This window comes from Streptomyces sp. NPDC093801, from assembly GCF_040701585.1.
GTDB lineage: Bacteria > Actinomycetota > Actinomycetes > Streptomycetales > Streptomycetaceae > Streptomyces.
In genome coordinates this window covers 74,966-95,968 of the sequence record NZ_JBFBDP010000007.1, presented here as the reverse complement: position 1 = coordinate 95,968, position 21,003 = coordinate 74,966, and the positions used below count along the sequence as shown (strand labels likewise).

The window sequence follows — 21,003 nt, the reverse complement described above, 5'->3', positions numbered from 1 at the left end:
ACCGGAGGTCAGCGGATGGCAGACGAGACGGTGAACGCGCAGGGCACGGCCGGATTCATCTTCGAGATGGGTGTGCTGAAGAACGCCAAGCGCACCGGGTGGTGGTTCACAGGCAACAACAACCCCGAGTCGATCGCCGAACACAGCTTCCGCGTGGGCGTCATCGGTGCCGTGCTGGCCATGATGGAAGGGGTGGACCCGGCGAAGGTGGCCCTGATGTGCCTCTTCCACGATATGCAGGAGACCCGGATCGGGGACATCCCGCACGTCGGCCGCCGCTACATCGACGCCGCCGCCAACCAGGCCGTCACCGCCGACCAGGTCTCGGCCGCACACCCGGCCGTACGGGCCGGGGTGCAGCGTGTGGTGGAGGAGTACGAAGCCAACGACACCCCTGAGGCGATCGTGGCCAAGGACGCCGACAAACTGGAGTGTCTCGTTCAGGCCGTCGAGTACCGGGCTCAGGGCAACACTCTCGTACAGGACTGGATCGACACCTCGCTGAACAGCCTGAAGACCGCCTCCGCGCAGGCCCTCGCCGAGGCGGCGCTGACCATGTCGCCCCTGGAGTGGCGCAAGACCTTCCTCGGTTAGCCGGCCTGCTGCACGTTCTTGTACTCCACGCTCGCCGGGTTCCGGCCGTTCTCCCAGTGGGCCAGGAGGTACGGCTTGCCGTCCAGGTAGACGTGGTCGGTGATCTCGGTGCCGTCGGGGCCCTTCGACAGGAGTACGGCGACCGGCCTGGTGTTCAGGTAGGTGTCCGGGCCCCGGTGGAGGCCGGTGCGTTCCGCCGGGAAGGCGCGGGCGGGGGAGCCGTCCTTGCACAGGGTCAGGAGGTGGGCGACCGAGGGGTCGCCCGGCCTCAGGTCGATCCAGCCGTCCTCCGTGTCGGCGGACTTGGCGGGCAGGTCCCTGAACTGGTCCTGGAGGAAGTCGGCGTCGCCCCGCAGGGAGACCTTGGCGTCGTTCACGAGGATCTCCCCCGTCCCGTGGCGGTTGACCTTGACCTCCCCGAAGCAGCTGCCGTCGCCCTCGAAGGTCAGTTTCGCCGTGATCTCGCGTGCGCCGATCCGGCGCGAGATGACCGCGGTCTTGGACTCCGCCCGCTCCGTCTCCTCGTACGCGGCGCGCAGCACGGCGGCCGGGTCCCGGCCCGCGAGCGGGTCGTGCGCCGGGGCGGAGGAGGAGGGCTCGGGCGCCGCGTCGGTGGAGCCGGGGCCGCAGGCGGTGGCCGCGGCGGTCAGCAGGGCCGCGCAGGTGAGCGCGGCCGTGGTCGTGGTTCTGGGCATGCGGGTGCGCATGACGGGTCCCCCCCTGGGATCGATCAAGAGAGGAGAGGGTAGCCCGGGGGCGGGGAGGGCCGCTGGAGGGGGGCCGGGGCGGGGGCCGGGCGCCAGGGCTTCCGGCTGCCCGGGATTCCGCTCGCCGAACAGCGGCGCCACGGAGCCCGGTTCCGCGAGCCCGCCGGGTTCGAGGACGGGCTGCGCCGGGCGCGGCGCCGGGGGAGCGGCTCGTACGGGGCCTGGACGACGGGCTGTCGGACGGCAGCGCCACCCCCGGCCGGCTCCCGTCCGGCTCCCGGCCGACCCGCGCCCGGGCCGTCCGTGCTGCGACCCTGCAACGGTTGCGCGCATACCCTCACGGGCGGCCGGAAACGCTGTATACGCTTCCAGCCGTCACCCTTTCCGCACGGCCCGTCAGGAGCAGCGATGCACGGCCCCGGCATCCCGCCGCAGCAAGGCCCCCACGGCCACCGGCCCTTGTCCGGGGCGGCGATGACGCTGCGCGTGCTGTTCACGGCGCTGCCCCTGCTCACCTGCGGGTTCTTCGCCTGGGGCTCGCTGCTGCGGATCGCCCTGCTCACCCGCAAGTCCCGCGACTGGGTGCTGCTGGTGCTCGGCGGGGTGCTCTCCGTCGTGTGGATCACCTTCATCGAGCTCGACCCGACCGCGGAGACCAACGGCTGGCAGGGCAACCTCGGCGCCGGTGGCTCGATCTTCACCGGTTTCGCCGTCTGCGTGTACTACATCGTCGCGGACATCAGGCACCACGAGGCGAAGGCCGCCCTGCCCCCGGCGGCGGGCGCCGCGCCCTGGTACCCGGCGCAGCAGTCCCCGTACGCCCAGCCGCAGCAGCACCAGCCCCCGCAGCAGACCCGGCCCTCCTACGGCTACCCGCCCGTCCAGCCCGCCGTCCCGCCGCAGCAGGCCCCGGCCCCCGTCCAGCCCCCGCGCATCGGGCAGGTCCGCGCCGAACTCGACGAGCTCAGCGAACTCCTGCGCAAGCAGACCCCGCAGCACCCGCCCCGGCCCCCGCAGCCCGGCGGCCCGTACCAGGACCCGAACAGCACGGCGATCCAGGACCCGCAGCAGTGACCGGGAGCGAACGGCTCATCGGCGAGCGCTACCAGCTCGCCACCGTCCTCGGCCAGGGCGGCATGGGCCAGGTGTGGACGGCCTACGACCGGCGCCTGGACCGCCGCGTCGCCGTCAAGCTGCTGCGCCCCGACAAGGTGGCCGGCCCCGGCACCGTCGCCGAGGAGCTGCGCCGCCGCTTCGTGCGCGAATGCCGGGTCACGGCCCAGGTCGACCACCCCGGCCTGGTCACGGTGCACGACGCGGGCAGCGACGGCGACGAGCTGTACCTCGTCATGGGCTACGTCGAGGGCTCCGACCTCGCCGACCACCTCGCCGAGCACGACCCGTACCCCTGGCCGTGGGCGGTCGCGGTGGTCGCGCAGCTGTGCGCGGTGCTGTCCGCCGTGCACGCGGTGCCGATCGTCCACCGGGACCTCAAGCCCCGCAACGTGATGGTCCGGCCGGACGGGACCGTCCTCGTCCTGGACCTCGGAGTCGCCTCCGTGATGGACACCGACACCACCCGCCTCACCAGCACCGGCACTCCCATCGGCAGCCCCGCCTACATGGCGCCCGAACAGGCCATGGGCGGCGCGGTGGGCCCGTACACCGACCTGTACGCCCTCGGCGTGCTGCTCTACGAACTCCTCAGCGGCACCGTCCCCTTCGCCGGGACCACCGCCCTCGGCGTCCTGCACCGCCACCTCTACGAGCCCCCGGCCCCCGTACGCGACCAGCGCCCCGACATCCCGCAGGAGCTGGAGGCGGTGCTGATGCGCCTCCTCGCCAAGGACCCGCAGGACCGCCCCGGCTCCGCGCAGGAGGTCTACGAGGCCCTCGCGCCGCTCCTCCCGGCCCCCGGCAGCCGCCCCGTCGCCGGCCCGCTCGACCCGACCCGGCCCTTCCTGCGCCCCCAGGCGCCCTGGCCGGACCGGCCGGCCGCGGTGATCCCGCCCATGCCGGCCGCGGCCCCCTCCCCGCCCCGCCCGGACATCCCCGGAGCCGTCGACGAGGCCCGCAAGCTGCTGGACCAGGGGCGCCTCACCCAGGCCGTGGACATCCTCGGCGGCATCCTCCCGGCGGCCGCCGCCGAGCACGGCGAGCGCTCCCCGGTGGTGCGCAGCCTGCGCAAGCAGTACGCCGCCACGCTGATGGACGACGGCCAGTACCGCCGCGCCCTGCCCGAACTGCGCCGCCTCGCCGACGAGTTCCCGGCCGGCGACCCGCAGGCGCTGCGCTTCCGCTACGACGCCGCGCAGTGCCTGGAACAGCTCGGCGAGCCGGCCGCGGCCCTCGCCGAGTACCGCTCGCTGCTGCCGCTGTTCGAGAACCACTACGCCAACCCGGATCCGGGCCTGCCGCTGGAGGTCCGCCGCCGGATAGCGCACCTGCTGCTCTCCCTCGGCGACCGCCCCGCGGCCCACGACACCCTGGTCCGGCTCCTGTACGACGCCGACCGGGTGCACGGCCCGGCGCACCCCCTCCCGGTGGAGATCCGCCGGACCCTCCAGTGGCTGGGCCAGGTGCGCTGAGGGCGGCCCCCCCTCAGCCGCGCCGGACGAGCCGCCGGAGCCCCGCCAGGTACGCCGGGCGGCGCCCGAGGACCGCCCGCGCGGCCACCGCCAGCCCCGCCAGCCCCGCCAGCCCCGCGCCCGGGAGCAGCCCCGGCGGGGTGAACCCGCAGTGCAGGGTGGTGGTGCGGCCGTCCAGGGGCACGGCCAGCAGCCCCAGCCGCGACCCGGCCGGGCGCCCCTCGCAGCTCCAGCCCGCGACGGCCGGGACCGCCACGACCGCCGTGCCGGTGCTGCCGGCCGGCAGGGTGGCGGTCAGGCCCGCGTCGGACACCCGTACCGAGGTGGCGGCCGAGGCGCGCAGGGCGGCCACCGCCGCCGTGAGCTTCGAGCGGTCCAGGCAGCCCAGCGTCCACCGGTCGGGGGCCCGGCGGTCGAAGACGAGCTGTGAGGACGGGCCGTGCGAGCGGCCCAGCGGCTGGAGCGCCGCCCGGTTCTTCGGCTGGGTCCCGTTCATCCGGGAGGGCCGGCCGTCCGCGAGACTGGCCGAGCCGCTGTACTCCGGCGCCCACAGGAACGGGTCGGTGCCCGACCGGCAGACCCCGGGCGCGACCGGCTCCTCGTACACCCTCGCCCCCAGCAGCAGCTCCTGGTTGGCGAACGGGGACTCGCCGAACTGCGGCGGCGGCCCGGCCGGCCGGACGGTGACCAGCGGCAGCGCCTCCGCGCGGACCACCTTCCCGTCCGCCTTCAGCCGCGCCCCGACCGAGAACAGGGCGTCCGTCACCGGGTTGTCCAGGCTCTGCACGCTGCGCCCGCGCGAGGTCCAGCCCGCGCCGAGCGCCGCCATCGTGCGGGTGAACACCTCCGGGGTGTGGCTGCTGTAGTACGAGCCGCCCTCGCCGCCCAGCAGCAGCGGGTCGTTGCCCGACAGCGCGGGCCGGCCCGCGTCGGTGCGGTAGGCGGGCCAGCCGTCGGCCCGGGTCAGCGCCCGTTCGCGCGAGGTGTTCGCGCGGCCCCAGGAGGGGTAGTCGTCCAGCCCCGCCAGCTTGCCCTTGTGCCCGTACGCCGTGGTCGCGGCGGCCTGCGCCACCAGCGCCGCCGCCAGCACGGCCGCCGCCGGCAGCACCAGCCGCCGGTGGCGCAGCGCCCACCAGGCGCCCGCCGCCAGGGCCAGCCCGCCGCAGAACAGGGCGTACCCCCAGCCCGTGGACAGCGCGCTGCCGGCCGCCCAGGCGGCGGCCGCCGCCAGTACGCCGGCCCCGGCCGCCAGCGCCCGTACGCCGGGGAGCCCGGCCGCGAGCCCCGTCCAGGCGGCGATCACCGCTATCCCGGCCAGCACGAAGGTCTGCCGGTACGGGCTGCCGTTGGGCGTCGCGAAGACGTGCCAGGCCAGATGGGTCGGCGCCCACTGCAGGGACAGCAGCACCGCCGCCACCAGACCCGCCCACCACAGCCGGGTGCGCAGCGGCAGCGCCCGGTGGAAGGGCAGGGCCGCCACCAGCAGCAGGGTCCCCGTGCCGACGAACAGGGCGGGGGAGCCGAAGGAGTACGTGGCCGGCATCAGCCGTGCGAAGAGGTCCGACCAGGGCACCGGGGAGAACTCCTTGGACCACCCCGGATAGGCCTGCTTCGAGCTCAGGAACAGCGGCACCAGCAGCGGCGCGGTCAGGGCCGTGCCGAGCACGGTCGTGACCGCCGCCCGCCCGACCACCCGGGCCCGCTCCCGCGCCCCCTCCCGCGTCAGCACCACCCGCACCACCAGCACCAGCGCCGCGCCCAGCGTGGCCATGTAGGCGGTGTAGAAGTTCGCCGTCCAGGAGACGGCCACCACCAGCACCCCCAGCAGCGGCCGCCGTGCGCGCAGAGCCCACTCCCCGGTCAGGCACAGCAGCGGGAAGGCGACCAGCCCGTCCAGCCACATCGGGTTGTAGGAGGCCTCGATCACCGACCAGCCGCACAGCGCGTACGAGGCCCCCAGCAGCCCCGCCGCCCACCACGGCCCCGGCCGCTGGGTGCGCAGCAGCCAGGCCATCGCGGCGGCCGCGGCCGTCATCTTGAGGACGGTGACCACGTACACGGCGAGGTCGATGTCGTGGCGCGGGAAGAGCCCCACCAGCAGGGCGAAGGGGCTCGTCAGGTACGTGCCCAGGTCGGGCAGGAAGCTGGTGCCGTAGCCCGACTGCCAGTTGAACAGGAGTCCGCCCCGCGCCCGCCCGTGCAGCAGGTCCCACAGGTGCGCGTGGAAGGGCACGAACTGGTTGCCGAGGTCGTTGACGCTGCGGTGGCGGGATCCGTAGGGGAAGACCCGCGCGACGGCGTCCCCGGAGCACACGGCCACGGCCGTGACCAGGGCGGCGAACGCCGAGCCGAGCAGTCCGGGACGGCGCCCGGAGCGGCGGACGGGGGCCGGAGCGGGGCGCTCCGGACTGTGGTGCGGAGCGAGCTGCGATGTCGACATGGTGAGGCGACCTTCGCAGGAGCGTCGGGCCCGGCGGTAGCCGGGGGGTGAACGCGCACCCCCAACACCCCGGGAATCGTTGGTCGAAGCAGTGGCTCGGGCCACTCCGACTGCATACCATCGATCACCGCACGGCCTTGTGCACCGACGCACAATCCCCCGGCCCTGGAGGCTCCTTTGCACCGTCGCACAGCGCTCTCCGTATCCGTCGCCCTGCTCGCGGCGGCTCCCCTGCTGGCCGCCTGTTCGGGCGGGACCCGTCCCGGTACCGCGGCCGTCGTCGGCGGCGAGCGCATCACCACCACCGCGCTCCAGACACAGGTGAAAGACGTGCGCGCCGCACAGAACCGCTCCGAGCAGGGGGCCCGGCTGATCGCCGCGACCGCCGGGCTGGAGCGGCTCAAGCTCAACAAGATGATCCAGACCGCGGTGCTGGAGCGGGCGGCGGACGACGCCGGGCTGGGCGTGAGCACCAAGGAGATCGAGGACGTCCGCAAGGCGCAGCTCCAGCAGGTCGGCGGTGAGAAGGCGCTGGCCGCGGCGGCGCTGGAGCAGGCCCAGCTGGCCCCGGACCAGATCGACGCCGACACCCGCTTCAAGCTGCTGCGCGACAAGCTCTTCGCGCACTACGGCAGCCAGGACAAGGCCCTGGTGAAGCTGGGGGAGGCCGCCCGGGCCCTGCACATCGAGGTCAACCCGCGCTACGGCCGCTGGGACGAGAAGCAGATCCTGCTCGGCGACCAGCAGACCCCGTGGATCACCCAGAGGACGATGCCCGAGCAGGCGGCCCCCGCCGGAGCCTGACGCCCCGGGGCGGGGGTAGGTTCGGAGGGTGACCGACCACACCGCCGCACCCGCCCCCGAACCCGCCGACACCTCCGCCTCCGCCGCGATCCCCGCGTCCCCCGCCTCCGCGGAGGGCGCGGGGGACGCCGGGCGGATCGTCCTGCTGACCGCCAGCCACCGGGTCGCCCCCGGACTGCTGTCCTGGCCGGCCTGGCAGGCCCTGCACGCCGCGGACCGGGTGCTGTGCGCGGACCCGGGCCACCCGCAGCTTCCGTACCTGCGCGAAGCCGGGGTGGACGTGGCGCACGAGGCCCCCGACGCACACGCTCTCGTCGATGCCTGCGCCGGGGGCCGCACCATCGTGGTGATCCCGGGCGGCGAGGGCGACCGGCGGCTGACCGACGGCCTGGCCCGGCTCGCCGGCTCGGGCCGGGTGGCCATGCCGGACCTGGAGCTGCTGCCCGGTTCGTACGACCTGCCGGGCGCGCGGCTGCTCGACCTGGTGCAGGTCATGGACCGGGTGCGGCGCGACTGCCCGTGGACCTCCCGGCAGACCCACGAGGGGCTGGTGAAGTACGCCATCGAGGAGGCGTACGAGCTGGTGGAGGCGATCGAGGACGGCGACCGGGACGCGCTGCGCGAGGAGCTCGGGGACGTCCTGCTCCAGGTGGTCTTCCACGCGCGCATCGCCGAGGAGGGCGGCGGCCCGGACGCCGGGGAGGAGGGGGAGGAGGGGGAGGACGCGGAGGCGTTCTCCATCGACGACGTCGCCGGCGACCTGGTCGACAAGCTGGTCCGCCGCCACCCCCATGTCTTCGGGGACGCCACGGCCGAGTCTCCGGAGGACGTCAGCGCCCACTGGCAGGCGACCAAGGCGGTCGAGAAGCAGCGGGAGTCGGTCACCGACGGAATCCCGCTGGGCCAGCCCGGTCTGGCGCTCGCGGCGAAGCTGGCGGGCCGGGCCCGTGCGGGCGGGGTGCCGGTGGAGCTGCCGCGGGGCGAGGGCGTCGGGTACGAGCTGCTGGCGCTGGCGGCGCGCGCGGAGGCGGCGGGGACCGACCCCGAGACGGCGCTGCGCGCGGCGGCCCGCGTCTACCGGGACGCGATCCGGGCGGCGGAGGGCGTGGCCGAGTAACGGCCCGCACCGGGGTCTCCCGTACGCGCCACATGCTTTCTGTTGGTGTGGAGGCGTTAGTTGCAGCCGCGCGGGCGCGCCGGTGGGTGTCACATGCTTTCTGTTGGTGTGGAGGCGTTAGTCGCGGCCGCGCGGGCGCGCCGGTGGGTGTCACATGCTTTCCGTTGGTGCGGAGGCGTTAGTCGCAGCCGCGCAGGCGTGCCGGTGGGTGTCACATGCCTTCCGGGGACGCACAGGCATGAGGCGCGGGGTGCGCGGTCTGCCGCCGCGCCACATGTCTTCTGGCGGTGCGGAAGCATTAGCCGCGCGGGGCGCGGTCCGACGGGTTGTGCCAGTGCGGGGCCGGGCGGTGCAGGAACCACTCGCCGAAGCCCAGCGGCCGCTCGCCCCGGGCGGCGCCGGTGACGGGGACGACGTCGTGGAAGAGCCGGTCGGGGCGGGCCCCGAGCTGCTCCAGCAGGCGTGCGGTCTCCTCCATGAACACGGGCGGGCCGCTCAGGTAGACGTCCTGCTCCGGCCACAGGGCCCGGTTGCCGAGCGCGGTGGCCAGCCGGGCGGTGGCCTGGTTGCGGTGGCGGCCGGGGGCGGGGGTGATGTAGGTGACGCCGAGCCAGCGGAAGGCGGCGGCGTACGCGTCGATCCACGGCCGGTCGTAGAGGTGCGCGCCGTCCCGGGCGGCCAGGAAGAGGCGTACGTCCTGATCGGGAGGGTGTTCCGCGAGCTCCTCCAGCATGGCCCGGACGGGGGCCCAGCCGGTTCCGGCGGCGATGAGGGTGACGGGCCGGTCCGCGCGGCGCAGGGTCAGCCGTCCGGCGGGGGCGCTGAGCCGCAGGGGCTCGCCGATCCGGATCTCGCGGACCAGGGCGGTGCTGAGCCGGCCGCCCTCGATCCGGCTGACGTGGAGGTCGACCGTGTGGTCGGGGCGGGGGGCGTTGCCGAGGGAGTAGGTGCGCCAGGCGGTGGGGACCCGCTCGCTGCTCACGCTCACGTACTGGCCGGGCCGGTAGGGGAGCGGGGCGTGCGGGGCCAGGGTCAGCACGCCGATGTCCTCCCCGTACCGCAGGTGGCGCACGACCTCCGCGTCCCACCAGGGCGGGTCCTCGCTCGCGGCGGCGCCGGCCGTCATGGCGTCGGCCATCACCTGGTAGGCCTCGCTCCAGGCCTTCTCGACCTCCGGGGTCCAGGCCGCGCCGGAGGTCGCGGCGAGGGCGGCGAGGAGGCTGGCACCGACGGCGGCGTAGTGCTCGGGGCCGACCAGGAACTTGCGGTGGTCGCGGCCGAGGTCGCGGAGATAGGGGAGGAGGGTCTCGCCCTCCAGGTGGGAGACGACATGGGTGAGCGCGGCGAAGAGGCGGTCGCGCTGGCGCTCCATGTCCTCGGAGGAGTCCGGGAAGAGCCGGCGGATCCCGGGGTTGTGCCAGAAGAGGTGGGAGTAGAAGAACTTGACCGCGTGCTCGGCCCGTCTCTCCACCACCGCGAAGCTGCTTTTCAAGATCCTCACATCCACAGGACGGAAGTAGGAATGTCCGACAAGCGGTCGTCAAGTGATGGCCGATCTGCGGACAGCCGCGACGAACCGGCCATAAGGGATGGCCGGTAGCGAGCCGGGATACCGTCGACGGGTGCACGAGCAGACTCCCGACACCCCGCCCGCCCCCTCCGTCCCCCCGGCGCCGACCCTCTTCGACTGGGAGTTCGCCACCGACCCCTACCCCGCCTACGCCTGGCTGCGCGAGCACTCCCCGGTGCACCGCGCCCAGCTCCCCAGCGGGGTCGAGGCCTGGCTGGTGACCCGGTACGCCGATGCCCGCCAGGCCCTCGCCGACCAGCGGCTGAGCAAGAACCCGGCGCACCACGCGGAGCCGGCGCACGCCAAGGGCAAGACCGGGATCCCCGGGGAGCGCAAGGCGGAGCTGATGACCCACCTGCTCAACATCGACCCGCCGGACCACACCCGGCTGCGCCGGCTGGTGTCGAAGGCCTTCACCCCGCGCCGCGTCGCGGAGTTCACCCCGCGCGTGCAGGAGCTGACCGACCACCTCATCGACGCCATCGTCGAAAAGGCCCAGGCCGCGGGAAAGGGGGAGGCGGACCTCATCCACGAGTTCGCCTTCCCGCTCCCCATCTACGCCATTTGCGAGATGCTCGGCGTACCGCGCGAGGACCAGGACGACTTCCGCGACTGGGCCGGGATGATGATCCGCCACGGCGGCGGTCCGCGCGGCGGGGTCGCCCGGTCGGTGAAGCGGATGCGCACCTATCTCGGGGAACTGATCCACCGGAAGCGGGACGATCTGGGCAATGACCTCATCTCCGACCTGATCCGGGCGAGCGACCACGGCGACCACCTCACCGAGGCCGAGGCGACGGCGATGGCCTTCATCCTGCTCTTCGCCGGCTTCGAGACGACCGTGAACCTCATCGGCAACGGCGTCCACTCCCTCTTCATGAACCCCGGCCAGCGTGCCCTCCTCCAGGACTCCCTCGCGGCGGGCGAGACCGCCCTGCTGGAGACGGGCATCGAGGAGCTGCTGCGCTACGACGGCCCGGTGGAGCTGGCCACCTGGCGGTTCGCCACCCAGCCGCTGACCCTCGGCGGGCAGGACATCGCCGTCGGCGACCCCGTCCTGGTGGTTCTCGCGGCAGCCGACCGCGACCCCGCCCGCTTCGCCGACCCGGACGCGCTCGATCTCTCCCGGAGTGACAATCAGCACCTCGGATACGGCCACGGGATCCACTACTGCCTGGGGGCCCCGCTCGCCCGCCTGGAGGGCCAGACGGCGCTCGCGACTTTGCTGAAGCGTCTGCCGGATCTGGAACTTGCCATTCCCCCTACGGACCTGCGCTGGCGCGGCGGACTCATCATGCGGGGGCTGCGCACCCTCCCCGTCCGCTTCACAGTCCCGAACGCCTGAGGCGCGTGCGAAGCCCGGCGGGGCGGCGGAACTGACCGGAATTCAGTCTTCGGCCCAACTTGTGACATCCGTTCGAAGGCGGCTAGGTTCTGCCGTTACCCCGCCGTTATACGAAAGGTGCAGGCACATGCTTCCCGGGAACGGCCGCCACAGACGACCCCGTCAGGTCCCCGCCATCGTCGTCACCGCCGGAGTCACTGGCTCCGCGCTGGCCCTGCCGCTGCTCGCCGCCACGGGCGCGAGCGCGGCCGACACCGCGACGTGGGACAAGGTCGCCGACTGCGAGAGCGGCGGCACGTGGAGCGCCAACTCCGGCGGCGGGACCTACGGCGGTCTCCAGTTCACCCTGGACCAGTGGAAGAACGCGGGCGGGCTCGAGTTCGCGGAGCGCCCCGACCTGGCGAGCCGCTCGCAGCAGATAGCCGTCGCCGAGCGGGTGCTGGAGTCCCAGGGCCCCGAGGCGTGGTCGCTGTGCTCCGCCTCGGCGGGGCTGTCCAAGAACGGGCCGAAGCCCGACGTGGACACGGGCAAGACGCCCGGGCCGGTCGCCCCCAGCCCGGTCCGGCCCGACTTCTCGGTGCCCGACACCGGCAAGGGCAAGTCCTCCACGGACTTCGGAGCGCCCACCCCGGCGCCCGGTGCGCCCGGCCCGAGCGTGCTGCCGGACTACCCGCTGGGTGCCACCAGCGGACTGCCCGTCATGCCGGAGCCGGACTACGCCGTGCCGCCCACCCCGAGCACCGGACCCACCGTCCCGCCCACCGGTCCGGCGAACCCGGGCAACCCGGGCAACCCGGGCAACCCGGGCAACGGGAACGGTCAGGGCAACCAGAACGGCCAGGGAAACCAGGGCAATCAGGGCAACTCCAACAACCAGGGCAACCCGGCCAATCCGACCACCCCGGGCACCCCGACCGCCCCGGTCGACCCGACGGCCCCGGCAACCCCGGGTGCCACGCCCTCCCCTTCGGCCACTCCCGCCCCCGGCGCGTCGGAGGGCAACGGCAAGCACCGCGGCCCCGCCGCGATCGAGGTGCCCGCGGCCCCTGGCACGGCGTCAGCCGCCGCCGCGGAGCCCGTGTACACCGTGAAGCCGGGCGACAGCCTCGCGGCCATCGCGGACGCCAACGGCCTCAAGGGGGGCTGGAGCGCCCTCTACAAGGCCAACGAGCAGGTCATCGGCACGGACGCGGACCTCATCAAGCCCGGCCAGAACCTGGATCTAACCAAGAAATAGGGGTAGTTCGGGCAGTCGATAAGGGCTGAATGTCTGTTATCGGCAAGTGAGACATGCATCTCTTCCGGACAACTGGCGTGTCTCATTCCGGAACTTCCGCAAACCCCGCTCCGACCTGCGCAAACGCACTCCCGAGGATGGCAAGTAGGCCGGTTTCTCCCCAAAATCACACGTTGAACATCGGGGAGAGACCTGCCTACCTTCTGAGTCGCCCGCCACCGCGGGCTCCTTCGACCGCATCGCCGAATCCTGCCGGCGGCCGGAGGGAACAGTCGTCGCGCAAGCGCCGTTGGCAGGAGCGGGGGAACCAAGGTAGGCGCCGGGAAAGGCCGTTGAGAGACGGTCCGCGTACCGGCTAGGGGTGAAGACGCGCAACTGCGCGGCCGGGCAACTCATCCGCCCGAACCCGACAGCTCACCTCGAAGGCGTCGGTGAGGAGAACTCCATGCTGCTTTCCGGCAAGGGCAAGCACCGCCGCGGCTCCAAGGCCGTCCGCATCGTCACGCTCGCCGGTGTCGCCGGTGTGGCCGTCGCCGCCCCGCTGATGGCCGCCGGCTCCGCCAGCGCCGCCACGGTCTCGGAGTGGGACAAGGTCGCCTCCTGCGAGTCCGGCGGCAACTGGTCCATCAACACCGGCAACGGTTACTACGGCGGCCTCCAGTTCTCCGCCTCCACGTGGGCCGCGTACGGCGGCAAGGCGTACGCCGCGCAGGCCAACCAGGCCACGAAGTCGCAGCAGATAGCCATCGCCGAGAAGGTCCTCAAGGGCCAGGGCAAGGGCGCCTGGCCGTCCTGCGGCGTCGGCCTGTCCAACTCCGCCTACAACGGCGGCGGCTCGACCACCACCCCGGCCAAGCCGAAGCCGGAGACCAAGCCGGCCCCGGCCAAGCCCGCCCCGGCGAAGCCCTCCACCCCGAAGGCCGACACCGAGACCAAGAGCACCGGCTCCGGCTCCGGCAACTGGACCCCGTCCAAGCCGGCCCCGTCGAAGCCGTCCGCCCCGAAGGGCGGCACCCCGGCGACCGGCAACGGCTCCTACACGGTCCAGGAGGGCGACACCCTCGGTACCATCGCGGAGGCCAACGGCGTCAAGGGCGGCTGGGAGAAGCTCTTCGACCTGAACAAGGACACCGTCAAGGACGCCGACCTCATCTTCCCGGGCCAGAAGCTGAAGCTCAGCTGAACTCCCGCGTAACACCCGCGCGCCGGCCCCCGGGGCCGGCGCGCGCTTGAGCACCACCCCCGGCACGGCCCGTGGCATCGACGCCCGGCGCGCATCCCTTCGCGCGCCGGGCGTCGTCATGTCCGGGCCGCGCCCGCGCGCCGCACGGACCGGGCCCCGCACGCCCGGGCCGCGCCCCCGCATGCCCGGCGCCGGGTCCCGTGAACCCGCGCCGCGGGAGGGCATGGCGCGTCAGAGGCCCGTCACGGCTCCACTTTTCCGGGGTCCTATGTCCTGGAAGGCGGGTATTCGGTCCCTTTTTCGTCCCAGGACCCGGGCGGTCGGCCGGCCGACCGCCCGGAGCCGGTTAGGCTCTAGTCGGCGAGGCCGTCCAAGGCCCCACGCCACCGCACACCCAGCGTCACATCCCAGAAGGAGATGCTCGTGCCGTCCATCGACGTCGTCGTAGCCCGGGAAATCCTGGACTCCCGAGGCAACCCCACGGTCGAGGTCGAGGTGGGCCTCGACGACGGCAGCACCGGCCGTGCTGCCGTTCCGTCCGGCGCCTCCACCGGTGCCTTCGAGGCCATCGAGCTCCGTGACGGTGACCCCAACCGTTACATGGGCAAGGGTGTCGAGAAGGCCGTCCTCGCGGTCATCGAGCAGATCGGCCCGGAGCTCGTCGGCTACGACGCCACCGAGCAGCGCCTGATCGACCAGGCCATGTTCGACCTCGACGCCACCGACAACAAGGGCTCCCTCGGCGCCAACGCCATCCTCGGCGTCTCCCTCGCCGTCGCGCACGCCGCGTCGGAGGCCTCGGACCTCCCGCTCTTCCGCTACCTCGGCGGTCCGAACGCGCACCTGCTGCCCGTTCCGATGATGAACATCCTCAACGGCGGGTCGCACGCCGACTCCAACGTGGACATCCAGGAGTTCATGATCGCCCCGATCGGCGCGGAGTCCTTCTCCGAGGCGCTGCGCTGGGGTGCCGAGGTCTACCACACCCTCAAGAAGGTCCTGCACGCCAAGGGCCTGTCCACCGGCCTGGGCGACGAGGGCGGCTTCGCCCCGAACCTGGAGTCCAACCGCGCCGCGCTCGACCTCATCATCGAGGCCGTCAAGCAGGCCGGCTACACCCCGGGCAAGGACATCGCGCTCGCGCTCGACGTCGCCGCGTCCGAGTTCTACAAGGACGGCAAGTACGAGTTCGAGGGCCAGTCCCGCTCGGCCGCCGAGATGACCGACTACTACGCCGAGCTCGTCGAGGCGTACCCGCTCGTCTCCATCGAGGACCCGCTGTTCGAGGACGACTGGGCCGGCTGGAAGACCATCACCGACCGCCTGGGCTCCAAGGTCCAGATCGTCGGCGACGACCTCTTCGTCACCAACCCGGAGCGCCTGGCCCGCGGCATCGAGGAGGGCTCCGCGAACGCCCTGCTCGTCAAGGTGAACCAGATCGGTTCGCTGACCGAGACCCTCGACGCCGTCGAGATGGCCCAGCGCAACGGCTTCAAGTGCATGATGTCCCACCGCTCCGGCGAGACCGAGGACGTCACCATCGCGGACCTCGCCGTCGCGGTGAACTGCGGCCAGATCAAGACCGGCGCCCCGGCCCGCTCGGACCGCGTCGCCAAGTACAACCAGCTGCTGCGCATCGAGGAGATCCTCGACGACGCCGCGGTGTACGCCGGGCGCAGCGCCTTCCCGCGCTTCAAGGGCTGAGTCCTCGCCTAGCCTCCCTACGTCCCCGCACTCGGTCCCGTACCGTGTGCGGGGACGTATTGCGTAGCGCGCACCAGGGGAGGCGGACCAATGGCCGGGAACCGGGATCGGTTCTCCACCTTCTCCACGGCGACCAGGCTCCGGCAGCTCGGCGAGCGGACCGCGGCCCACGTCTACCGCTCGCAGTCCCGCCGGCAGGTGCGCCGCAGCCGGCTCACCGGCCGGGCGGCGCTGCTGGTGCTCGTCCTCTGTACGCTGGTCGTCGCCCTCGCGTATCCGATGCGCCAGTACGTGTCCCAGCGCTCGGAGATCGCGGACCAGCAGCGGGCGGCCGCCACCGCGCGCAAGCGCCTCGAACAGCTCCGCGACGAGAAGGCGCGCTGGCAGGACCCCGCCTACGCGGAGCAGCAGGCGCGCAGGCACCTGCACTTCCTGCGCCCGGGGGAGATCGGCTACATCATGACCGACCCCGGGGCCGCGGCCGCGGAGCACCGCCGCGGCGGCCAGGGCGGGTCCGACCGCCCCTGGTACTCCAACGTCTGGGACGGCGTCGACAAGGCCGACCGTCCCGGCGACTGAACCACCCTCAAGACCGTCACGTACGACCGAACGAAGAGACTTCCTCCAGGCATGCAGACGCCCCCGCCCCAGACCGACCGGACCGAGCCGACCGACGCCGACATCGAGGCGTTCCAGCAGCAGCTCGGCCGCCCGCCGCGCGGGCTGCGCGCCATCGCGCACCGCTGCCCCTGCGGCCAGCCGGACGTCGTCGAGACGGCCCCGCGCCTCCCCGACGGCACCCCCTTCCCGACGCTCTACTACCTCACCTGCCCGCGCGCGGCCTCCGCGATCGGCACGCTGGAGGCCAACGGCGTGATGAAGGAGATGCAGGCCCGCCTGGCCGAGGACCCGGAGCTCGCCGCCGCGTACCGCAGGGCGCACGAGGACTACATCGAGCGCCGTGACGCCATCGAGGTGCTCCAGGGCTTCCCGAGCGCCGGCGGCATGCCGGACCGGGTGAAGTGCCTGCACGTGCTGGTCGGGCACTCGCTGGCGGCCGGCCCCGGGGTGAACCCGTTCGGCGACGAGGCCCTGGCGATGCTGCCGGAGTGGTGGGCCAAGGGCGCCTGCGTCACCCCGTGCGGGGAGAAGAAGGACGGGGAGCCGCAGGAGGAGTCCGCATGACCCGGGTCGCGGGCATCGACTGCGGTACGAACTCCATCCGCCTCCTCGTCGCCGACTGCGACCCGGCCACCGGCGAGCTGGTCGAGCTCGACCGCCGGATGACCGTCGTCCGGCTGGGCCAGGGCGTGGACCGGACCGGCCGGCTGGCCCCGGAGGCGCTGGAGCGCACCTTCGCGGCCTGCCGCGAGTACGCCGCCGTGATCAAGGAGCTGGGTGCCGAGCGGATCCGGTTCGTGGCCACCTCGGCCTCGCGCGACGCGGAGAACCGCGAGGACTTCGTCCGGGGCGTGCTGGAGATCCTGGGCGTGGAGCCCGAGGTGATCTCCGGCGAGCAGGAGGCGGAGTTCTCCTTCACCGGCGCCACCAGGGAGCTGACCGGCACCGCGCACCTGGAGAAGCCGTTCCTGGTGGTGGACATCGGCGGCGGCTCGACCGAGTTCGTCGTCGGTGAGGAGCACGTGCGCGCCGCCCGCTCGGTCGACGTGGGCTGCGTGCGGATGACCGAGCGCCACCTGGTGGTGGACGGCGAGGTCACCGACCCGCCGACCGCCGAGCAGATCGCCGCCATGCGCGCCGACATCGAGGCGGCCCTGGACCTGGCCGCCGCCACGGTCCCGCTGGGCGGGGCGCGCACCCTGGTGGGCCTGGCGGGCTCGGTGACCACGGTCGCCGCGATCGCCCTGGGCCTGGAGCGGTACGAGTCCGAGCGGATCCACCACTCCCGGATCTCCTACGAGCAGGTCCGCGAGATCAGCGGGCGGATGCTGACGGCGAGCCACGCCGAGCGCGCGGCGATCCCGGTGATGCACCCGGGCCGGGTCGACGTGATCGGCGCCGGCGCCCTCGTCCTCCTCGCGATCATGGAGCGCACCGGCGCCGCCGAGGTCGTGGTCTCCGAGCACGACATCCTGGACGGCATCGCCTGGTCCGTGGCCTGACCGGTCCACCGGCGGGGATGTACGAGGGGGCGTCCGGGTCCGGACGCCCCCTCGAGCCGTCCGAGGCCGTTCCTGCGGCGGTCGTCGTCCGGGGCTGTGGCCGAATCTCGCGTTCCACCCGATGAGTGGCTGGTGGGGCGGGGGAGCACGCCCGGTGCGGGGGCAGTGCGAGGGCAGTGCGGGGGCTCCCGGGAGGCCGAAAAGGCCCTCCTCGGCACCAGGTTCGTGAAGTTCTTCACAAGGAAAAAGGGCCACCGGCGTCAACAAGGGGGCCCTTCGAGGGGTTCTTGAGGGTCGCAGGGCCGTTTCAGCACCTGTTTGTGCGATGCGCGGGCGCCACGGGTTTCGTATCAGAGGTAAGGACGAAACCCAGTGGTCCAGTCCGGTTGAGGCCTTGGAGGCCAGTTCAGGGCGGGTGAACAACGAATCCCGTTACACCGTGGTTCCCGTTGCGTGCCATGATCTGGGTCACGCGGGGCGCGCAGTGTAGCAGAGGTCTCCCAGCTCCTTGTGAAGGGGCTCACGAGCATCACCCCTTGGGGTGCTGGATACTCATCTCATGAGCACCACGGAGCGTCCCAGGATCCTCGTTGTAGGAGGTGGGTACGTAGGCCTGTACGCAGCCAAGCGCATCATGAAGAAGATGCGCTACGGCGAGGCGACCGTCACGGTCGTCGACCCGCGCTCGTACATGACCTACCAGCCCTTCCTCCCCGAAGTGGCCGCAGGCAGCATCTCGCCTCGGCACGTCGTCGTCCCGCTGCGACGCGTGCTGCCCAAGGCTGAGGTTCTCACCGGCCGGGTCACCACCATCGACCAGGACCGCAAGGTCGCCGTCGTCACGCCGCTCGTCGGCGAGGCGTACGAGCTGCCCTTCGACTACCTGGTGATCGCGCTCGGCGCCGTCTCGCGCACCTTCCCGATCCCCGGCCTGGCCGAACAGGGCATCGGCATGAAGGGCGTCGAGGAGGGCATCGGCCTGCGCAACCACGTCCTCGAGCAGCTCGACAAGGCGGAGTCCACGACGGACGAGAACGTCCGCCGCAAGGCCCTCACCTTCGTCTTCGTCGGCGGCGGCTTCGCCGGCGCCGAGACGATCGGCGAGGTCGAGGACATGGCCCGCGACGCCGCGAAGTACTACTCCACGATCAAGCGCGAGGACATGCGCTTCATCCTGGTCGACGCGGCCGACAAGATCCTTCCCGAGGTCGGGCCCAAGCTCGGCACCTGGGGCAAGGAGCACCTCGAGTCGCGCGGCATCGAGATCTACCTCAACACGTCCATGGACTCCTGCGTGGACGGCCACGTGGTGCTGAAGAACGGCCTCGAGGTCGACTCCAACACCATCGTGTGGACCGCGGGCGTCAAGCCGAACCCGGCGCTGGCCCGCTACGGCCTGCCGCTCGGCCCGCGCGGCCACGTGGACACCGCCCCGACCCTCCAGGTCCAGGGCACCGACTACATCTGGGCCGCCGGCGACAACGCCCAGGTCCCGGACGTCGCCTCCCGCAAGGCCGGCGTCGAGAACGCCTGGTGCCCGCCGAACGCCCAGCACGCGCTGCGCCAGGCCAAGGTCCTCGGCGACAACGTGGTCTCCGGCATGCGGGGCTTCCCGCAGAAGGAGTACGAGCACTCCAACAAGGGTGCGGTGGCGGGCCTCGGCCTCCACAAGGGCGTGGCGATGATCGTCATGGGCAAGATGAAGATCAAGCTCAAGGGCCGTCTCGCCTGGTACATGCACCGTGGCTACCACGGCATGGCCATGCCGACCTGGAACCGCAAGATCCGCGTCTTCGCGGACTGGACCCTCGGCATGTTCCTCAAGCGCGAGGTCGTCGCCCTCGGCGCCCTGGAGACCCCGCGCGAGGAGTTCTACGAGGCCGCCAAGCCGGCGCCGGCTCCGGCCGCCGCCGCTGCCCCGGCCGCGAAGGCCAAGGCCTCCTGACCCGGAGCACTCCGCCGGGTTCCTGAGCACGACCCCGAAGGGGCCGCCCGCCATCCGTGGTGCGGGCGGCCCCTTCGGCGTGCCCGGACCCGGTCGCGAGCCCCCGCGCGGGCTCCGGCGCACGGCCCGGTCAAGGGGGGCTCAAGGTGCGGTCCAGGTGTGATTCGGCGGAGAATGGCCCCGTTCGGATATGGGTAGCCGGTTGGTCGGAACACCTTGGAGGTGCCTCGATGACCGACGCCGCGCCGCGGCTGGCAGCCCTTGCCGAGACCCTGCTGGGCGCCCCCCTGCCCGTCCGCATACGGGCCTGGGACGGCAGCGAGGCCGGCCCCGCCGCCGGCCCCGCCCTGGTCCTCAACAACCGGCGCGCCCTGCGCCACATGCTGTGGAAGCCGGGCGAGTTGGGCCTCGCCCGCGCCTGGGTGTCCGGTGACCTCACCATCGACGGCAACCTGTTCGACACGCTGGACAGGGTGGCCGGCCTGGTCTGGGAGCGCGAGCCCGCCGCCGCGCCCGCTCCCGCCCGCCGCCCCCGCGCCGGCCTGGCCAAAATCGCCGCGCTGCGCCCCCAGCTCGCCGCGCGCGCCTCGGGCGCCGCCGGCACCGCCGCGCTGCTGCGCGACCCCGCGGCCCGGGCCGCGGTACGGGAGCTCGTGGCCCTGGCCCGCCCGTGGACCCGGCCCGCACCGCCCCCGGAGGAGGCCGTCCGCCAGGGCGGGCTGCGCCACTCCAGGAGCCGCGACCGCCACGCCATCAGCCACCACTACGACGTGGGCAACACGTTCTACGAGCGGGTCCTGGGCCCGTCGATGGTCTACTCGTGCGCCTACTGGACCGGGGACGGCACGCTGGAGGACGCCCAGCGGGACAAGCTCGACCTGGTCTGCCGCAAGCTCGACCTGAGGCCCGGGCAGCGCCTGCTCGACGTCGGCTGCGGCTGGGGCTCCATGGCCCTGCACGCCGCCCGCGAGTACGGGGTCCGGGTCACCGGCATCACGCTCTCCCGCGAGCAGGCCGCGTACGCCCGCAAGCGGATCGCCGAGGAGGGCCTGACCGACCGGATCGAGATCCGCGTGCAGGACTACCGGGACGTCAAGGACGGCCCGTACGACGCGATTTCCTCGATCGGCATGGCCGAGCACGTCGGCTCCGAGCGCTACCGCGAGTACGCGGGCATCCTGCACGCGCTGCTGGCCCCCGGCGGCCGCCTGCTCAACCACCAGATCGGCAGGCCCCCGGAGCCCGACGAAGCGGCCTACGAGATCGACGAGTTCATAGACGCCTACGTCTTCCCCGACGGCGAGCTCTCCCCGGTGGGCTCCACCGTCGGCGAGTTGGAGAAGGCCGGCTTCGAGGTCCGCGACGTGGAGGCGCTGCGCGAGCACTACGCGCTGACCCTGCGGGCCTGGGTGGCGCGGCTGGAGGAGCACTGGGACGAGGCCGTACGGCTCACCTCGCCCGGCCGGGCCCGTGTCTGGCTGCTCTACATGGCGGCCTCCGCGCTGGGCTTCGAGCACGCCCGCCTCGGGGTCAACCAGATCCTGGCCGTCAAGCCGGGCGGCCGCGGGCTCTCGGGGATGCCGCTGCGCTCCCGGGTCTGGGGCGGCGCGTAGCCCCGTACGCCCGGCCGGGCGGGAACGGGAAGG

General features: G+C 73.0%; 17 protein-coding genes and 1 riboswitch. Of the genes, 14 read left to right on the top strand and 3 right to left on the bottom strand.

Features of this window, described 5'->3' with window-relative positions; translation table 11 throughout:
* Positions 1-15: 15 nt before the first annotated feature.
* The gene (locus AB0469_RS09855; protein WP_366450819.1) at positions 16-594 is read left to right on the top strand and encodes an HD domain-containing protein; all 579 of its coding nucleotides are present in this window, start codon (positions 16-18) and stop codon (positions 592-594) included.
* Here the strand turns inward: AB0469_RS09855 and AB0469_RS09850 are convergent.
* On the bottom strand, positions 591-1,289 hold the full coding sequence (locus AB0469_RS09850) for a hypothetical protein (RefSeq protein ID WP_366450818.1): 699 nt from the start codon (positions 1,287-1,289) through the stop codon (positions 591-593). The two genes, AB0469_RS09855 and AB0469_RS09850, sit on opposite strands and share 4 nt — an antisense overlap.
* Positions 1,290-1,709: 420 nt before the next feature.
* Here AB0469_RS09850 and AB0469_RS09845 point away from each other — a divergent pair, with 420 nt between their 5' ends.
* Together AB0469_RS09845 and AB0469_RS09840 are read left to right on the top strand one after the other, a co-directional pair.
* Positions 1,710-2,375: a hypothetical protein gene (locus tag AB0469_RS09845; protein WP_366450817.1), complete on the top strand. Its 666-nt coding sequence runs from the start codon at positions 1,710-1,712 to the stop codon at positions 2,373-2,375.
* The gene (locus tag AB0469_RS09840) at positions 2,372-3,889 is read left to right on the top strand and encodes a serine/threonine-protein kinase (protein ID WP_366450816.1); all 1,518 of its coding nucleotides are present in this window, start codon (positions 2,372-2,374) and stop codon (positions 3,887-3,889) included. The genes AB0469_RS09845 and AB0469_RS09840 overlap by 4 nt, the downstream gene beginning before the upstream one ends.
* 13 nt (positions 3,890-3,902) lie before the next feature.
* Here AB0469_RS09840 and AB0469_RS09835 read toward each other — a convergent pair whose 3' ends face one another.
* Positions 3,903-6,329: a YfhO family protein gene (locus AB0469_RS09835; RefSeq protein WP_366450815.1), complete on the bottom strand. Its 2,427-nt coding sequence runs from the start codon at positions 6,327-6,329 to the stop codon at positions 3,903-3,905.
* Between the two features lie 177 nt (positions 6,330-6,506).
* Between AB0469_RS09835 and AB0469_RS09830 the strand changes: the two genes are divergently transcribed.
* Both AB0469_RS09830 and AB0469_RS09825 read left to right on the top strand, forming a co-directional pair.
* A complete protein-coding gene (locus AB0469_RS09830; protein ID WP_366450814.1) occupies positions 6,507-7,133 on the top strand; it encodes a SurA N-terminal domain-containing protein in 627 nt (208 codons plus the stop codon).
* Between the two features lie 88 nt (positions 7,134-7,221).
* A complete protein-coding gene (locus AB0469_RS09825; protein ID WP_366450991.1) occupies positions 7,222-8,250 on the top strand; it encodes a nucleoside triphosphate pyrophosphohydrolase in 1,029 nt (342 codons plus the stop codon).
* Between the two features lie 298 nt (positions 8,251-8,548).
* Here the strand turns inward: AB0469_RS09825 and AB0469_RS09820 are convergent, their stop codons facing one another.
* Positions 8,549-9,751, bottom strand: coding sequence for a globin domain-containing protein (locus AB0469_RS09820; protein WP_366450813.1), 1,203 nt, complete (start codon positions 9,749-9,751; stop codon positions 8,549-8,551).
* A gap of 121 nt (positions 9,752-9,872) precedes the next feature.
* On the opposite strand from AB0469_RS09820, the gene AB0469_RS09815 reads away from it, so the two are divergent.
* From AB0469_RS09815 to AB0469_RS09775, 9 genes are all read left to right on the top strand, one after another.
* The gene (locus AB0469_RS09815; protein WP_366450812.1) at positions 9,873-11,165 is read left to right on the top strand and encodes a cytochrome P450; all 1,293 of its coding nucleotides are present in this window, start codon (positions 9,873-9,875) and stop codon (positions 11,163-11,165) included.
* A 127-nt stretch (positions 11,166-11,292) separates the two neighbouring features.
* Positions 11,293-12,402, top strand: a complete 1,110-nt coding sequence (locus AB0469_RS09810; RefSeq protein ID WP_366450811.1) for a transglycosylase family protein — start codon at positions 11,293-11,295, stop codon at positions 12,400-12,402.
* Between the two features lie 274 nt (positions 12,403-12,676).
* A riboswitch (cyclic di-AMP (ydaO/yuaA leader) is annotated at positions 12,677-12,845 on the top strand.
* Positions 12,846-12,847: 2 nt separating this feature from the next.
* A complete protein-coding gene (locus AB0469_RS09805) occupies positions 12,848-13,585 on the top strand; it encodes a transglycosylase family protein (RefSeq protein ID WP_366450810.1) in 738 nt (245 codons plus the stop codon).
* Between the two features lie 417 nt (positions 13,586-14,002).
* The gene (eno, locus tag AB0469_RS09800; protein WP_366450809.1) at positions 14,003-15,289 is read left to right on the top strand and encodes a phosphopyruvate hydratase; all 1,287 of its coding nucleotides are present in this window, start codon (positions 14,003-14,005) and stop codon (positions 15,287-15,289) included.
* A 90-nt stretch (positions 15,290-15,379) separates the two neighbouring features.
* Positions 15,380-15,868, top strand: a complete 489-nt coding sequence (locus AB0469_RS09795; RefSeq protein ID WP_042812168.1) for a septum formation initiator family protein — start codon at positions 15,380-15,382, stop codon at positions 15,866-15,868.
* Between the two features lie 51 nt (positions 15,869-15,919).
* Positions 15,920-16,474, top strand: a complete 555-nt coding sequence (locus AB0469_RS09790) for a DUF501 domain-containing protein (protein ID WP_366450808.1) — start codon at positions 15,920-15,922, stop codon at positions 16,472-16,474.
* The gene (locus tag AB0469_RS09785) at positions 16,471-17,412 is read left to right on the top strand and encodes a Ppx/GppA phosphatase family protein (protein WP_366450807.1); all 942 of its coding nucleotides are present in this window, start codon (positions 16,471-16,473) and stop codon (positions 17,410-17,412) included. The genes AB0469_RS09790 and AB0469_RS09785 overlap by 4 nt, the downstream gene beginning before the upstream one ends.
* A gap of 559 nt (positions 17,413-17,971) precedes the next feature.
* Positions 17,972-19,357, top strand: a complete 1,386-nt coding sequence (locus AB0469_RS09780; RefSeq protein ID WP_042812164.1) for an NAD(P)/FAD-dependent oxidoreductase — start codon at positions 17,972-17,974, stop codon at positions 19,355-19,357.
* 230 nt (positions 19,358-19,587) lie between these two features.
* The gene (locus AB0469_RS09775) at positions 19,588-20,970 is read left to right on the top strand and encodes a cyclopropane-fatty-acyl-phospholipid synthase family protein (protein ID WP_366450806.1); all 1,383 of its coding nucleotides are present in this window, start codon (positions 19,588-19,590) and stop codon (positions 20,968-20,970) included.
* Positions 20,971-21,003: the final 33 nt, after the last annotated feature.

What these genes read in the sequence shown, in the direction of transcription:
- AB0469_RS09855 (WP_366450819.1), top strand. Translation starts at nt 16, where the DNA reads ATGGCAGACGAGACGGTGAACGCGCAGGGCACGGCCGGATTCATCTTC.
- AB0469_RS09850 (WP_366450818.1), bottom strand. Translation starts at nt 1,289, where the DNA reads ATGCCCAGAACCACGACCACGGCCGCGCTCACCTGCGCGGCCCTGCTG.
- AB0469_RS09845 (WP_366450817.1), top strand. Translation starts at nt 1,710, where the DNA reads ATGCACGGCCCCGGCATCCCGCCGCAGCAAGGCCCCCACGGCCACCGG.
- AB0469_RS09835 (WP_366450815.1), bottom strand. Translation starts at nt 6,329, where the DNA reads ATGTCGACATCGCAGCTCGCTCCGCACCACAGTCCGGAGCGCCCCGCT.
- AB0469_RS09810 (WP_366450811.1), top strand. Translation starts at nt 11,293, where the DNA reads ATGCTTCCCGGGAACGGCCGCCACAGACGACCCCGTCAGGTCCCCGCC.
- AB0469_RS09805 (WP_366450810.1), top strand. Translation starts at nt 12,848, where the DNA reads ATGCTGCTTTCCGGCAAGGGCAAGCACCGCCGCGGCTCCAAGGCCGTC.
- eno (WP_366450809.1), top strand. Translation starts at nt 14,003, where the DNA reads ATGCTCGTGCCGTCCATCGACGTCGTCGTAGCCCGGGAAATCCTGGAC.
- AB0469_RS09795 (WP_042812168.1), top strand. Translation starts at nt 15,380, where the DNA reads ATGGCCGGGAACCGGGATCGGTTCTCCACCTTCTCCACGGCGACCAGG.
- AB0469_RS09790 (WP_366450808.1), top strand. Translation starts at nt 15,920, where the DNA reads ATGCAGACGCCCCCGCCCCAGACCGACCGGACCGAGCCGACCGACGCC.
- AB0469_RS09785 (WP_366450807.1), top strand. Translation starts at nt 16,471, where the DNA reads ATGACCCGGGTCGCGGGCATCGACTGCGGTACGAACTCCATCCGCCTC.
- AB0469_RS09780 (WP_042812164.1), top strand. Translation starts at nt 17,972, where the DNA reads ATGAGCACCACGGAGCGTCCCAGGATCCTCGTTGTAGGAGGTGGGTAC.
- AB0469_RS09775 (WP_366450806.1), top strand. Translation starts at nt 19,588, where the DNA reads ATGACCGACGCCGCGCCGCGGCTGGCAGCCCTTGCCGAGACCCTGCTG.